This window comes from Bacillus tequilensis (assembly GCF_012225885.1).
Taxonomy (GTDB): Bacteria; Bacillota; Bacilli; order Bacillales; family Bacillaceae; genus Bacillus; species Bacillus tequilensis.
This window is the reverse complement of the sequence record NZ_CP048852.1, coordinates 768,235-781,407: the sequence shown is the minus strand read 5'-3', so window position 1 is coordinate 781,407 and position 13,173 is coordinate 768,235. Positions and strand designations below refer to the sequence as shown.

Annotated in this window: 15 protein-coding genes; 8 read left to right on the top strand and 7 right to left on the bottom strand. The window is 46.1% G+C overall.

Annotation, left to right across the window (positions count from 1 at the left end; translation table 11 throughout):
* Both G4P54_RS04075 and G4P54_RS04070 read left to right on the top strand, forming a co-directional pair.
* The gene (locus G4P54_RS04075) at positions 1–201 is read left to right on the top strand and encodes a hypothetical protein (RefSeq protein WP_167871855.1); all 201 of its coding nucleotides are present in this window, start codon (positions 1–3) and stop codon (positions 199–201) included.
* 23 nt (positions 202–224) lie between these two features.
* Positions 225–1,301 (top strand): endospore germination permease, encoded by a 1,077-nt coding sequence (locus G4P54_RS04070; protein ID WP_167871854.1) that lies wholly within the window; start codon positions 225–227, stop codon positions 1,299–1,301.
* On the opposite strand, the gene G4P54_RS04065 is transcribed toward G4P54_RS04070, so the two are convergent.
* Together G4P54_RS04065 and G4P54_RS04060 are read right to left on the bottom strand one after the other, a co-directional pair.
* Positions 1,298–2,713 carry an alanine/glycine:cation symporter family protein gene (locus tag G4P54_RS04065; protein ID WP_167871853.1) on the bottom strand — a complete coding sequence of 472 codons (1,416 nt, stop codon included), beginning with the start codon at positions 2,711–2,713 and terminating at the stop codon, positions 1,298–1,300. The two genes, G4P54_RS04070 and G4P54_RS04065, sit on opposite strands and share 4 nt — an antisense overlap.
* A 124-nt stretch (positions 2,714–2,837) precedes the next feature.
* A complete protein-coding gene (locus G4P54_RS04060) occupies positions 2,838–3,230 on the bottom strand; it encodes a DnaJ family domain-containing protein (RefSeq protein ID WP_167873821.1) in 393 nt (130 codons plus the stop codon).
* Positions 3,231–3,487: 257 nt separating this feature from the next.
* Between G4P54_RS04060 and ltaS the strand changes: the two genes are divergently transcribed.
* A complete protein-coding gene (gene ltaS, locus G4P54_RS04055) occupies positions 3,488–5,437 on the top strand; it encodes a lipoteichoic acid synthase (RefSeq protein ID WP_167871852.1) in 1,950 nt (649 codons plus the stop codon).
* A gap of 32 nt (positions 5,438–5,469) precedes the next feature.
* On the opposite strand, the gene nagE is transcribed toward ltaS, so the two are convergent.
* Positions 5,470–6,828: an N-acetylglucosamine-specific PTS transporter subunit IIBC gene (nagE, locus tag G4P54_RS04050; protein ID WP_167871851.1), complete on the bottom strand. Its 1,359-nt coding sequence runs from the start codon at positions 6,826–6,828 to the stop codon at positions 5,470–5,472.
* A 171-nt stretch (positions 6,829–6,999) separates the two neighbouring features.
* Here nagE and map point away from each other — a divergent pair, with 171 nt between their 5' ends.
* The 4 genes from map to G4P54_RS04030 all read left to right on the top strand — a co-directional run bounded on the left by map (position 7,000) and on the right by G4P54_RS04030 (position 8,720).
* Positions 7,000–7,749, top strand: a complete 750-nt coding sequence (map, locus tag G4P54_RS04045; protein ID WP_167871850.1) for a type I methionyl aminopeptidase — start codon at positions 7,000–7,002, stop codon at positions 7,747–7,749.
* Between the two features lie 81 nt (positions 7,750–7,830).
* Entirely contained in the window at positions 7,831–8,145 is a 315-nt protein-coding gene (locus G4P54_RS04040) for a DUF3243 domain-containing protein (protein WP_024715759.1), read from the top strand.
* Positions 8,146–8,254: 109 nt separating this feature from the next.
* Entirely contained in the window at positions 8,255–8,410 is a 156-nt protein-coding gene (locus tag G4P54_RS04035) for a hypothetical protein (RefSeq protein ID WP_032682145.1), read from the top strand.
* 172 nt (positions 8,411–8,582) lie between these two features.
* Positions 8,583–8,720, top strand: a complete 138-nt coding sequence (locus G4P54_RS04030; protein ID WP_003239885.1) for a YflJ family protein — start codon at positions 8,583–8,585, stop codon at positions 8,718–8,720.
* Positions 8,721–8,759: 39 nt separating this feature from the next.
* Here G4P54_RS04030 and G4P54_RS04025 read toward each other — a convergent pair whose 3' ends face one another.
* Positions 8,760–9,425: an MOSC domain-containing protein gene (locus G4P54_RS04025; protein WP_024715760.1), complete on the bottom strand. Its 666-nt coding sequence runs from the start codon at positions 9,423–9,425 to the stop codon at positions 8,760–8,762.
* Positions 9,426–9,491: 66 nt separating this feature from the next.
* On the opposite strand from G4P54_RS04025, the gene G4P54_RS04020 reads away from it, so the two are divergent.
* Positions 9,492–9,767 carry an acylphosphatase gene (locus tag G4P54_RS04020; RefSeq protein WP_167871849.1) on the top strand — a complete coding sequence of 92 codons (276 nt, stop codon included), beginning with the start codon at positions 9,492–9,494 and terminating at the stop codon, positions 9,765–9,767.
* On the opposite strand, the gene nosA is transcribed toward G4P54_RS04020, so the two are convergent.
* From nosA to citM, 3 genes are all read right to left on the bottom strand, one after another.
* Positions 9,758–10,849: a nitric oxide synthase gene (nosA, locus tag G4P54_RS04015; RefSeq protein WP_167871848.1), complete on the bottom strand. Its 1,092-nt coding sequence runs from the start codon at positions 10,847–10,849 to the stop codon at positions 9,758–9,760. The genes G4P54_RS04020 and nosA overlap by 10 nt on opposite strands.
* A gap of 121 nt (positions 10,850–10,970) precedes the next feature.
* Positions 10,971–11,765: an MBL fold metallo-hydrolase gene (locus G4P54_RS04010; protein WP_167871847.1), complete on the bottom strand. Its 795-nt coding sequence runs from the start codon at positions 11,763–11,765 to the stop codon at positions 10,971–10,973.
* A 55-nt stretch (positions 11,766–11,820) separates the two neighbouring features.
* Positions 11,821–13,122 carry an Mg(2+)/citrate complex secondary transporter CitM gene (gene citM, locus G4P54_RS04005; RefSeq protein WP_167871846.1) on the bottom strand — a complete coding sequence of 434 codons (1,302 nt, stop codon included), beginning with the start codon at positions 13,120–13,122 and terminating at the stop codon, positions 11,821–11,823.
* Positions 13,123–13,173: the final 51 nt, after the last annotated feature.

The following is a 13,173-nucleotide window of genomic DNA, read 5'->3' as shown; positions in this document are numbered from 1 at the left end:
ATGATCAGCTATATCATACAGACAGTGATTGTGTGCATTGCCATTTACGCATACGAATGGAAAAATTTTCGTTCTGCTAACACTGCAACAAAATGGGCCTTCAGCCTGCTGATCGCAGGAAGTGCTTTTTTGTGGATTTATATGAGAGTGAATCCCCTGCTTCCGCGGCTGGGATACCTGTTTAAATATATTCCGTTTTAAACATGAAAGAAAGGACGTGCTTTATGGATAAGACCTCTGCATATCAAGGATTATTTTTCGGAGCGCTGTATACGTTAGCGGTTGGATTGAAGCATGCCCCGATCCTCATGATCGAATCGGCAAAACAAAACGCCTGGCACAGCTACATCCTCGGCGTTCTCACGGTGATTCCAGCACTCTGGCTCATGCACAGGCTGATGAAAAAGCATCACGATAAAAATATCTATGAGCTGCTAAGCGATTCCTCGCCAATCGCCGGCCGTTTTATCATTTTACTGTTCTCATTGTATTTCCTGTTAATCAACGCTCATGATATCCGTTTTTTCATCAATTTGATTAACATTTTATTTCTTCCGAGAACACCGATGACCGTGCTTGGCGCCGTTATTATCTTTGTTGCGATATGTATTGCCAGAGAAGGCAAAGAAACAATGACCCGAATGGCGCAGATTTTCTTATTTCCATTCGGCACTCTGGTCTTGCTACTTCCATTTACGCTGGTCACACAAATTGAACTGCAAAACTTGACACCGGTCTTTGAAGGTCCGATCCAGTACCTTCAATCAGGATTTTATGCGTTTGGGACAATGGGGGAATTAATCATCCTTCCGCTCCTCTTCTCAAGCAGGAGCATCCCGCTGAAACATTCCATTATCGCAATCCTCCTGGGCGCTTTATTGCTTGCCGTCATGTTATTTTGTTCAATTTCTGTCTTTGGCCCAAACCTGACATCTACTTTCTTTGATCCAGCCTATATGGTAATCAGGCAAATCCGCATTACTGATTTTCTCGATCGCTCAGACCTGATCATCGCGGCCTTATGGATTCCGGTGATTATGGTAAAGATAGCCGGGTCGCTTTATATCGTGGTATACGGACTTTCCCTTTTACACTCAAAAATCGATCAAAAAGCCATATACACACCGGCTGGCATGTTTTCGCTCGTATGCAGCTTTTGGTTCTTCCTCAATACAAATCAGCTGATCGACTTTAACAGAATAAAGCCGGTCATTAATGTAGTGATTTCCCTTCTGCTGCCTTTATTCATCTATTTGATCATGAAAACGAAAGCGATGTTCGGCGCCAAAGCAAAACACTAAGAATTTTTGGCTTCTTTTGTCTGATAAACTTGGTTCTGTTTCGTTTTCCCTCTATCTTTTAGGTAATACTGTTCGGATGTGAAAAATTCGGTGTATAGTTCTTTGACCTTTCTGCTCAATAACAACAGCGCAATCACATTTGGTACGAGAATAAAAGCTAACGCTAAGTCCAGAAAGCCCCAGATGGCTTTTGCTCCGCCTCCGGCACCTATGATAATAGCGGCTAAATAAATGAATTTGAGCACATGTCCTGCCAGCCGCCCGAACAGAAATTCAGCTTGCTTCACGCCGTAAAAAATGACAACCATAATGGTCGATACAACAAAGAAAACGAGGGAAATCGAAACGAAGTACCCTCCGCCAGCACCGAAATAGTGCTGAAACGCAGCCGTTGTCAATGCTGCCGGGTCATGTAAGGCGTTTTTCCCTGTCCAGACACCGGATGCAAGGACGACAAAAGCAGTGGTGGTGCAGATGATCAAGGTGTCAACGACAATGCCGATCACAGACCAGAACCCCTGCCTGACAGGGTGGTCAGTCATGGCCGCGGCATGTGCAATCGGAGCTGTTCCCATTCCGGCTTCGTTAGAATACAGCCCGCGGGCAAATCCCCAGCGAACGGTTTCAGCAAGCGCAGCACCTGCGAATCCCCCAACTGCTGAAGAAGAGGTAAACGCGTTCGAAAAGATGAGAGAGAAAAAGGCCGGCACTGATGACAGATTCATGAGAACGATCAGGAAACCTGCTCCTGCGTATGCCCCTGCCATAAGCGGCACGACAAGCTCTGTTACTTTCCCGATCCGCTTGACCCCTCCTATGACCACTAACCCGATCAAAAACGCAATGGCAATTCCTGCGTATATTTTATTGAAAGAAAACGTTTCGGCAAGCGAGACTGAAACCGAATTCCCTTGAACCATGATGCTAGGGATCAGCTCAATGATCAGCGCAACAGAAAAAAATACGCCGAGCCATTTCATGCGCAGCCCTTTTGTTATGTAATACATCGGTCCTCCGACAAATTCTCCCCGCTCATTTTTTTCTCTGTAATGAACAGCAAGCACACTTTCAGAAAACTTAATTGCCATTGCGAATAAGGCAATCAGCCACATCCAAAAAACCGCACCGGGTCCGCCGAACATTATTGCGGCAGGCACACCGACAATGTTCGCCGCTCCGATTGTTGAGCTAAGAGCTGATGTCAACGCTTGAAGCGGCGTGACTGTTCCCTCTCCCTTCGGCTTTTTTCCTACGCTGCCGATTGTCTGTTTGAAAATATATAAAGGATAGCGAAATTGAAAGCATTTCAGCAAAATGGTGAAATACAGTCCCGTCCCAGTCAGCAAGATGATTAACGGCGGGCCCCATAGCCAATCAGATATACGCGTTACCCATTCCAATAGTTGTTCCATCCCATCACCCTTTTCGTTTATGAGTCATTTCCCCGCAGACCGATAAACATAAACCTTGAGACAGCGACCGCTGGAACAAAAAGAGGATGGCTTTTATCAATCGCCATCCTTCAGACAAGAAAAATCAGCTTGAGGAAGGTCTGCTTCGTCCAAGCCGGTCATATACTTTATCCTTATAAAAAGCGGAAGCAGGCTTTGAAAACATGCTTTTCTTGTCGACAAGCTTATCAAGCTTCATCTGCTTTTCGGTTTTTTTTCTGATTAATTGCTCGCGTTCTTTTTCGTTATAGCACTTTGCGATTAAATGGTCTAAGGTCATGAGCTCTTTTTTGAGCGCGCCCTCGTCCTCTGTCATTCCCGCATTTTTTAACATGCGATAACCCATGCGGAGCGACTCCGGCAAGTGTGCCGCGTCATCCTTTGGCAGCGGCTTTCCCATCCCCGGCAGGTTTTCAAATTCCCCGTCTTTGATGGCGCGCTTAATTTTATCTTCAGACACAATGTGGGCAAAATCCATCATTCCACCTCTTTTCATTTATAGCTTATATGTTATCATACAGCGGCCAAAATACCATTTTATCCCTTTGTTTCTAGGAATAATCCTTATTTTACATTTGGCAATATGAAGGCTAAACGTTGATTTGACAGCGTTTTTCGCCACTTTCTTCATCGTGCGATTTTCACTTTTCTAATCTGCTGATTCGTGTTATATTGGATACGTTCGTTTTTTCTATCGTTTCGCTCGAACTGTGATCGGAAAAAAGGAGTGTAACAATGAAAACATTTATAAAAGAAAGAGGACTGACCTTCTTCCTAATTGCGGTCGTCCTGTTATGGATCAAAACGTATGTCGGTTATGTCCTGAACTTCAATTTAGGAATAGACAACACGATACAAAAAATATTGCTTTTTGTGAATCCTCTCAGCTCAAGCTTGTTCTTTCTTGGCTTTGGACTCTTGTTCAAGAAAAAATTACAGCAGACAGCCATTATAGTGATTCATTTTTTAATGTCTTTTTTACTGTACGCAAACATTGTGTACTACAGATTTTTTAATGATTTTATTACAATTCCGGTCATGATGCAGGCTAAAGCAAACGGCGGCCAACTCGGTGACAGCGCATTTTCGCTGATGAGACCGACTGACGCCTTTTACTTTATCGATACGATTATTTTGATCATCTTGGCGATCAAAATGAACAAACCTGCCGAAACGCCCAGTAAAAAATCGTTCCGAATCATTCTTGCGTCTTCGATTCTTGTGTTTTTAATCAACTTGGCAGTTGCGGAATCAGACCGTCCTGAATTGCTGACAAGATCATTCGACCGAAACTATCTTGTGAAATACTTGGGAACGTACAATTTCACGATTTATGACGCTGTGCAGAATATCAAATCCAACAGCCAGCGCGCGCTTGCCGATTCCAGCGACGTAACGGACGTAGAAAACTACATGAAAGCCAATTATGACGTGCCGAATAACGTGTATTTCGGCAAAGCTGAAGGAAAAAACGTGATTTACGTTTCTCTTGAATCTTTACAGTCGTTTATTATCGACTATAAAATTGACGGCAAAGAAGTCACACCGTTCTTAAATAAACTGGCGCATGATAACGAGACGTTCTACTTTGATAACTTTTTCCAACAAACGGGACAAGGTAAAACATCCGATGCGGAATTTATGATGGAAAACTCTCTGTACCCGCTGGCTCAAGGTTCAGTTTTCGTAAACAAAGCGCAAAACACACTGCAATCTGCTCCGGCGATTCTAAAATCTAAGAATTACACGTCTGCTACGTTCCACGGAAATACACAGACGTTCTGGAACCGTAACGAAATGTACAAAGCGGAAGGCATCGATAAATTCTTCGATTCTGCTTACTATGACATGAACGAAGAAAACACGAAAAACTACGGCATGAAGGACAAACCGTTCTTCAAAGAATCAATGCCGCTGTTGGAAAGCTTGCCGCAGCCGTTCTATACGAAGTTCATTACCCTGTCCAACCATTTCCCATTCGGAATGGATGAGGGCGATACAGACTTCCCGGCTGGAGACTTTGGCGACTCTGTCGTCAACAACTACTTCCAGTCAGCCCATTACCTGGATCAGTCCATTGAGCAATTCTTCAATGACCTGAAAAAAGACGGGTTATACGATAAATCGGTTATCGTGATGTACGGAGACCACTACGGTATCTCTGAAAACCACAATAAAGCGATGGCCAAAGTGCTTGGCAAGGACGAAATCACTGATTATGACAACACTCAGCTTCAACGGGTGCCGCTCTTTATCCACGCTGCCGGCGTGAAGGGCGAGAAAGTTCATAAATATGCCGGAGACGTCGATGTGGCTCCGACCATTCTGCATTTGCTCGGAGTGGATACGAAAGACTATCTGATGTCCGGTTCTGATATTTTATCGAAAGAACACCGTGAAGTGATTCCGTTCCGTAACGGAGACTTTATTTCACCAAAATATACGAAAGTATCTGGCAAGTATTACGATACGAAAACCGGAAAAGAACTTGATGAATCCGAAGTCGACAAGTCAGAAGACTCCCTCGTCAAGAAGGAACTTGAAATGTCCGATAAAATCATAAACGGAGACCTGCTGCGTTTCTACGAGCCGAAAGGTTTTAAGAAGGTTAACCCTTCCGATTACGATTACACAAAACATGGCGAGGATTCTTCCGAAACGTCAACAGACGGTGAAAATAAATAAGTAAAAGCGGAGAGGATGCCCTCTCCGCTTTTTTATTTTACCGCAGCTCTCAATTCCTCAGCCGCAAATTCCACATTTGGCCCAATGATCACTTGAACCGATTGCCCGCCTGATTTGACGACCCCTTTTGCGCCGGCTTTCTTTAGCAGCGCTTCATCCACTAAAGCGGTATCTTTCACAGTCAGCCTCAGCCTTGTGGCACAATGATCAATGATTTGAAGGTTTTCTTTTCCGCCGAGCCCTTTCAGCATGATGTTTTCATTGATATCCTGAACGGTGTTTTCATCCAGCACTTCATCCATGTCATCATCTTCCCGTCCCGGCGTTTTTAAATTCAACGCCTTAATCAGCACATAAAACACAATAAAGTATACTGCCGCATAGCATATACCTACCAGAAGCAGAAGCAGCGGTTTTTCTGCAATTCCGTAGCTGAGCACATAATCGATGGCTCCAGCTGAGAAAGAAAAACCTGAACGGATGCCAAGCCAGTTGACGATAAATAAAGACAGCCCGGTTAAGATCGCGTGAACCACGTATAAAAGCGGAGATAAAAACATAAATGCAAACTCAATCGGCTCTGTAATTCCTGTGATAAACGCAGTCAGGGCAAACCCGATCATCATTCCCGCCGTCGCTTTCCGTTTTGACGGCTTTGCAGTTACCACCATAGCCAGACAAGCCGCCGGCAAACCGAACATCATGATGGGGAAGAATCCGGTCATATATGTGCCCGCAGTCGGATCTTTTGCGAAAAAGCGCGCCAGATCCCCTGTCACGCCGTTATATTCTCCGAACTGGAACCAGAAAATATTGTTCAGCACGTGGTGAAGGCCTAGCGGAATTAACAGCCTGTTGAAAAGGCCGAATATGCCCGCCCCGATGCCGCCGAGTCCCAGCATCCACTCACCAAACGAGTTTATGCACGATTGAATCGGCGGCCAGACGACTCCGAATATGCCGGCTAAAATGATCGTAATAATGGCTGTGATAATCGGCACAAGCCGTCTTCCGCTGAAGAATCCAAGATACTCAGGCAGCTTTGTATCCTTGAAACGGTTATACGTGTAACCGGCAATTAATCCGGCGATGATTCCCCCAAATACCGCCATATTGTTTGTTTTATCAATTGTCTTTGTCGCCGCGTCAAGCATCAGATACGAAATCGCCCCTGATAAACCCGCGGCTCCATTGCTGTCCTTTGAAATGCCGATAGCGATTCCGATCGCGAAAATAAGCGGCAGATGATCAAAAACCGCCGTCCCCGCTTGATAGACAAACGGGATATTAAACACATCCTCTCTGCCAAGCGCAAGGATAATTCCCACAGCAGGCAGTACCGCAATCGGAAGCATAAATGACTTCCCAAGCTTTTGTAAAAATGAAAGCATGCCCATCCCCCTCATACCCTTTTTTTTTCAAATATACCATACAGGATATCTAGTGATCTATACCAGTTTTACCAGGGTATTTCTTTTTTCCCAGGTCCGTGTGTTTCCTATTTTTAAGACAGTTGTGGTAAGCTTAAGCTAGATTATTTAAAAAGAAAGCAGGAATGACAGATGATTGTAACAAACGATCAAGAATTAGAAGGACTGAAAAAAATCGGAAAAATCGTGGCGCTTGCGCGTGAAGAAATGAAACGGAAAGCAGAGCCCGGCATGAGCACAAAAGACCTCGACCTGATCGGAAAAGCGGTGCTTGATGAGCATGGCGCTGTTTCAGCTCCTGAGAAGGAATACGACTTTCCGGGTGTGACATGCATTAGCGTAAATGATGAAGTGGCTCACGGTATACCAAGCACCTCCAAAATTTTAAAAGCGGGAGATCTTGTGAACATTGACATCTCCGCTGAATTTGGCGGCTTCTATTCCGACACAGGCATCTCATTTGTGCTCGGTGAAGGAGAAGAACGCCTTCATAAGCTTTGCCAATGCGCGGAAAACGCTTTTCAAAAAGGGCTGCAGCAGGCAAAAGCAGGAAAGCGCCAAAACCAAATCGGGAGAGCCGTTTATCATGAGGCACGTTCTCAAGGCTTTACCGTCATCAAAACCCTGACCGGCCACGGAATCGGCCGAAGCCTGCATGAAGCGCCGAACCACATCATGAACTACTATGATCCATTTGATAACGCGCTTTTCAAAAACGGCACAGTCATCGCGCTTGAACCGTTTATTTCAACGAAAGCGGAAACGATTGTTGAAGCTGAAGACGGCTGGACGTTCAAGACACCGGATAAAAGCCTGGTTGCCCAAGTTGAACACACGATCGTCATTACAAAAGACGAACCGATTATCCTGACAAAACTGTAAAACACATTCCGGGCTGCCGGAAGGTTTACCCTCCTCCCATTACAGGTAAACCATCACTATTCTGCTGGAGGAGGTATAGCCATGAACAGAGATCAAGAAAAAATCCAAATTAAAAACGAAATGGATGCCATGCACGGCACAACAAAAGAAGAAATTTTACAAGACTTTGAGGAATTTAAAGACTATCTGAGCAAACAAGTGAACCGAGGCAAGAAGCTGGGATTGGATGACGGCAAGCTTGTGAAAAGCGCCGCGATCCTGGGAGACCGCCTCGCAAAGCATGAAGAGCCGCAAAACAGTGAAGAAATGCTGCTGCAGGAGCTTTGGAGCGTTGCGGACGAAGATGAGAAAAAACATTTGGCACAGCTGCTGGTCAAATTGGTTGATAAACAATAAACACACGAGCCGGGCGCATATGCTGCCCGGCTTTCTTGATATTGTCACAGCCCGGCTCCTCCAGATATGCTACACTACTATTATGTCTGTGAAAGGAGCCTTTATTTGCATGTGGTTTATTATTTTCGGCATTATTTTCTTTATTGAAGGCATTATGATAACCGTTTACGGCGTGAAGAAAAAAAACGGAATGCTCACATATATCGGCATTGTGTTCAGCATTATGACATTTGGCGTTGTCATGATGAAACTAACCGGCCATTAAATCATATTCAGCTTTTGCTCCGCATATACATACAGAAGAACATTCGTACAGATAGTGCGAAAGGCTCAGTTTTTCCCGCACCTCTTTTCAGCATCTTTTTATGGATGTTACAATGCCAATCGTTTGGTAAAATCCTCTCCATTGGGAGAGATAGGGAAAGGAGTTTTCTGACATGCATTACGGCAGTAAAGGCTGGTATGTGGCAGAATTAAAAAAGCAGGGGATCACGCACCATGAAGGAAGAAAGCTTCAAAGCTATAAAACCTATTTTCTTGCCAACCTGCTCGAAACAAAGAAAAAACAATCTTAAACATTGAAAGCCGCGCAAGTTGATATGCGCGGCTTTTTTTTATTCAACCGGCAGCAGCCTGTCCCTTTTTTTCATAAAGGACGATCTCCAGCTTGCCGACAGTGCATCTTCACTTAAAATCCGTTCAATGGCAGCGAGATTTTTTGCATCATGGTAGTTGATGCGGTTGGCAAATTGGACGGATATGGCTTTCTCCCCTCTGGACAGCAATTCAAGTTTGGCGCCGGGTGCCACCCTGCCCTCTTCCAAAACGCGAAAATAAAAGCCGGTATAGCCGGTTTGCTGAACCTTCAGCACCATTTCCTTTACGCCAAACTTTTTCGCAAGCTTTACACACGGCTGGCGCGGCTGGCTGACTTGAACAACGGCTTCATCAAGCTGAAACACATCCCCGATGCAAACGGTCTCCTCAGTCAGGCCAGCGATCGTCAGATTTTCACCAAATGCGGCGCTGGGCAGCGGTCTTGAGAGGAACTCTTCCCAAAATGGATAATGCGCGGCTGGGTAAACACAGACAGCCTTATCAGGCCCGCCGTGATTGATGAGGTCCGCCTGTCCGTCTCCTTCAAAATTCGTCCGATACAGCATGACAGCGGAATCAGCCGGCCGCTTCATGATGCCGGTTTCGATTTTCTTGCCATCATACTCAAGCGTCTGCGGCTTTCCCAGATTAAGAGAAAGGACAGAATAATGCGCTGGCTTCATACAAACACATCCCCTTTACAGGTTGTAAAATGATTGATTATCATAAAAAGAAAAGGTGGTTTTTACATGCTTCAATACCGAATCGTTGCAGACGGCCGGGTTCAAGGTGTAGGTTTTCGCTATTTTGTTCAAATGGAAGCCGATAAGCGAAAACTGGCCGGCTGGGTCAAAAACCGCGATGACGGCCGGGTCGAGATTTTGGCAGAAGGCCCGGAAAACGCCTTACAATCGTTTCTTGAGGTCGTAAAGAAAGGCAGCCCTTTCTCAAAGGTTACCGACATCTCTGTCACTGAATCCCGCAGCCTCGAAGGCCATCATCGATTTTCCATTGTTTATTCGTAAGGCTTATCCTGATAAAAGTAATTCGGTTTAACGATTGAGTTGTCATAGGACCGGTGGAAAATATGAGTGGCAGCGGGGGAAATCGGCGGAATCAGCCACGTCCAGTCCCCCGTCAGCTTTCTGCCCGCTTCTTCCTCCTGTTCTTCAAACCGTTTAAACTGGCTTGCAGCTGTATGATGGTCAACAATGCTGACACCTTGCTTTTTATACGAGTGCAGCACAGCTTTATTCAATTCAACAAGCGCTTGATCCTTCCATAACTCCATGTTGTAATCTGTAGAAATCCCGATAACGGACGCCACTTTTTTGAGCTTATCATATCGCTTTTCATCCGCCAGGTTTCTCGCGCCGATCTCTGTGCCCATATACCAGCCGTTAAACGGTGCGGCATTATAATGAATACCCCCGACCTCAAGCTTCATATCAGAAATAATCGGCACACCGTACCATTTCAGCTCCAGATCAGAAAACGCTTCGATTTCAGGATGTGTGATTGGAACCTCAATCACAAGTGAACGCGGCAGCTCATACCAGACTGGCTGCTCATCGCCTTTCATGCGAAAAATGAGAGGCAGCAGGTCAAAATCCGATCGCTCTCCGCGCCAGCCGAGCCGCTCACAGGCTGCAGTCAGGGAACGTGAAGCCGGGTCGCCGATTCTTTCTCCGTCTGATTCATATCCGGCGTACCGGATCAGCTGATGATTCCAGATTTCCACTTGTTTTTCACCCTTCTCTTCCGGAGGGAAAATCGTAATGCACGGTCTGATTTTACCATTATTGGTTGCGGTTTCAATGTGATGAAAGAGGGCGTCTCGCACATCTTCCTTCGTCCGGACGTCACGTCTGTCGATGACATTCAGCGAATTCCAAAACAATCTGCCGATGCAGCGGTTGCTGTTTCTCCAAGCCATTTTCGCTCCGTGCTCGATTTCTTCCTTCGTATGCACATAGCTTCCGGTCCGGGCAATTTCACTTTTGATGTCATCGAGACGGTCTTTCACTTCCTCCTCCTTCCCCAATTCCTGATAGCATGCGGCAATAAACGCTTTCGCTTCGTTCCAGAGTATTTCTTTTTCTTCCAACAAACTCTCTCCTTCAAATCGCTTCATGCTTTTCATTGTATCGTTTTTAAGCGGTAAGACAAATGATTTTTCTTTATATTCTTGAAAAGACAATAAAAAAACACCCGCACATGTGCAGGTGTCAAAGAGACGATAAGCGATTTGCCAATTCAGTTAAGTCGCTTCGAAAGTTTTTGCCGGTCATCGGTATGCCGTGCCCCGTCAGCAGCGCTTCCGGTTCAAGGCCGGCAAGCTTCTGAATAGATTCGGCAGCCGTCTCTGTGTCAGGCGTGAAATAAGCCGGCGGCCCGTGAAGCTCTTGTTTTTGAATCAAGACGTCTGCCATTTTCTCTTGTTCCACTGTAATGACAGCATCCCCTGCCACAAGCACGCGTCCGTCCTCGCGGAATAATGAAATATGGCCGGGCGTGTGTCCCGGGGTCGCAATCCACATCCACTCGTCAAGAAACGGAACGGAGCCGTCTTCCGGCAGCGCCTGCACATGTGAGGAAATATCGATGGAGTGCCGGGGAAACAGCGGCGACAGCTTGGCGACCAGCCCGCTTTTGCTGTCAGGACGAGCCGGAGGATAATCGTCTTTTCCTGTGACATAAGGCATTTCCCTGGAGTGGACATAGACAGGAACATCCCAATGCTCAAGGATTTCTTCTATCGCCCCGATGTGGTCAAAGTGCCCATGTGTGAGGATCATCGCCTTCAGCTGAAAATCGTCGCCGAATCTTTGTTGGGCTTCATTGACAATCATGCCGGCTGATTGAGGCATGCCGGCATCAATTAATACAAATGAACGGGATTCAGAGGGCAGCTGAATAAAATAGACATTCGCAATTTGCACGGTCAACCCGTATACCCCTTTTGCCGCTTCGAACCCCGTGCCGCTTCTGACAGAAGTCAGCGGCATATAAGGATCACTCATAATGACACCTCCGAATTGTTGTATACCGTTAGTTTGTGTCATTAGTCCTGAATTATCATACGGAAATAGAAATCGCACCGATCAATAGAGCGATAGCCGTCATGACGATCACCGCGAGAACCGCCCACTTCAATGCGAATTTTTGATGGTCGTCAATAGAAACTCCAACAAGCCCGACAAGCAAATGCGTGGATGGGACAAGCGGACTCAGCATATGAATTGGCTGGCCGATAATAGAAGCTCTGGCAATTTCCACTTTATCCACACCGTATGCGACAGCTGTTTCTGATAAAATCGGCAGCACCCCGTAGAAATACGCGTCATTCGGCATTAGGAATGTAAAAATACCGCTTGTTAAGGCCACAATCGCCGGGATCAGTCCGCCCATTTGTTCAGGAATCATCGACACAAGCGAAATCGCCATTTCATCAACCATTTTGGTGCCTGTCAAAATCCCCGTAAAAACCCCCGCCGCAAAAATCATGGAGCCGATGGCCAGAACGTTGCTGGAATGCGCCGAGATTCGCTGTCTTTGATGCTCAAGATTTGGATAGTTCACAATCAGCGCAATACAGAACGCAATGACAAACAGTACGGTTAAACTGATTTTACCCGATACTAAACATCCCACCAAAGAAAGCGTTAACAATAAATTGAACCACCAAAGCTTCGGACGCTTCCATTCATCTTCAATTGCAGCCGCCGGTTCATCGGCATTAGCCGGCTGTTTTAATTCAATCACGCCAAGGCGCTTTCGCTCCGCTTTTCCAAGCACGTACGCAACCGCAGCCATACAAAGCATCCCGCTTGCGATGACAGGGATCATCGGCCCTGTAAGCTCAGCCGGATCAACCCCCAGCGCGCTCGCCGCCCGCGGCGTCGCGCCTCCCCACGGAATCGTGTTCATGATCCCCATGCCGACTCCCGCGATTCCCGCCAGGATAATCGGCCGGATGCCAAGCATCAAATAGAGCGGAAGCATCGCGCTTGTCGTAATCATATACGTTGTCGAACCGTCTCCGTCCAAGGCGACGAGCATCGTAAGAACCGCTGTCCCAACAACAATTTTCAACGGGTCGCCTTTGACCAGGCTTAAGATTTTGCCAACCACAGGGTCAAACAGGCCTGTATCAATCATCATTCCAAAATATAAGATCGCAAACATAATCATGACCGCAGTCGGCGCGACTTGCTGAATCCCCGAAATCATCATGTCCCCGACTTCAGTAAATCCAAATCCGGCGATCAGCGCAAACACAATCGGCGTCAAAACCAATGCTGTTAAAACAGAAAGCCGTTTTGTCATGATCAATGCCATAAATACAAGCATCATAAGAAAGCCCCAAATTGCTAACACACCCATTCCCCCTCAAATGAATCCGCTTACATTTTTTTCTCCCTTACTCCC

Coding starts and splice junctions, on each gene's coding strand:
- G4P54_RS04075 (WP_167871855.1), top strand. CDS start 1: ATGATCAGCTATATCATACAGACAGTGATTGTGTGCATTGCCATTTAC.
- G4P54_RS04070 (WP_167871854.1), top strand. CDS start 225: ATGGATAAGACCTCTGCATATCAAGGATTATTTTTCGGAGCGCTGTAT.
- G4P54_RS04065 (WP_167871853.1), bottom strand. CDS start 2,713: ATGGAACAACTATTGGAATGGGTAACGCGTATATCTGATTGGCTATGG.
- G4P54_RS04060 (WP_167873821.1), bottom strand. CDS start 3,230: ATGGATTTTGCCCACATTGTGTCTGAAGATAAAATTAAGCGCGCCATC.
- ltaS (WP_167871852.1), top strand. CDS start 3,488: ATGAAAACATTTATAAAAGAAAGAGGACTGACCTTCTTCCTAATTGCG.
- nagE (WP_167871851.1), bottom strand. CDS start 6,828: ATGCTTTCATTTTTACAAAAGCTTGGGAAGTCATTTATGCTTCCGATT.
- map (WP_167871850.1), top strand. CDS start 7,000: ATGATTGTAACAAACGATCAAGAATTAGAAGGACTGAAAAAAATCGGA.
- G4P54_RS04040 (WP_024715759.1), top strand. CDS start 7,831: ATGAACAGAGATCAAGAAAAAATCCAAATTAAAAACGAAATGGATGCC.
- G4P54_RS04035 (WP_032682145.1), top strand. CDS start 8,255: ATGTGGTTTATTATTTTCGGCATTATTTTCTTTATTGAAGGCATTATG.
- G4P54_RS04030 (WP_003239885.1), top strand. CDS start 8,583: ATGCATTACGGCAGTAAAGGCTGGTATGTGGCAGAATTAAAAAAGCAG.
- G4P54_RS04025 (WP_024715760.1), bottom strand. CDS start 9,425: ATGAAGCCAGCGCATTATTCTGTCCTTTCTCTTAATCTGGGAAAGCCG.
- G4P54_RS04020 (WP_167871849.1), top strand. CDS start 9,492: ATGCTTCAATACCGAATCGTTGCAGACGGCCGGGTTCAAGGTGTAGGT.
- G4P54_RS04010 (WP_167871847.1), bottom strand. CDS start 11,765: ATGAGTGATCCTTATATGCCGCTGACTTCTGTCAGAAGCGGCACGGGG.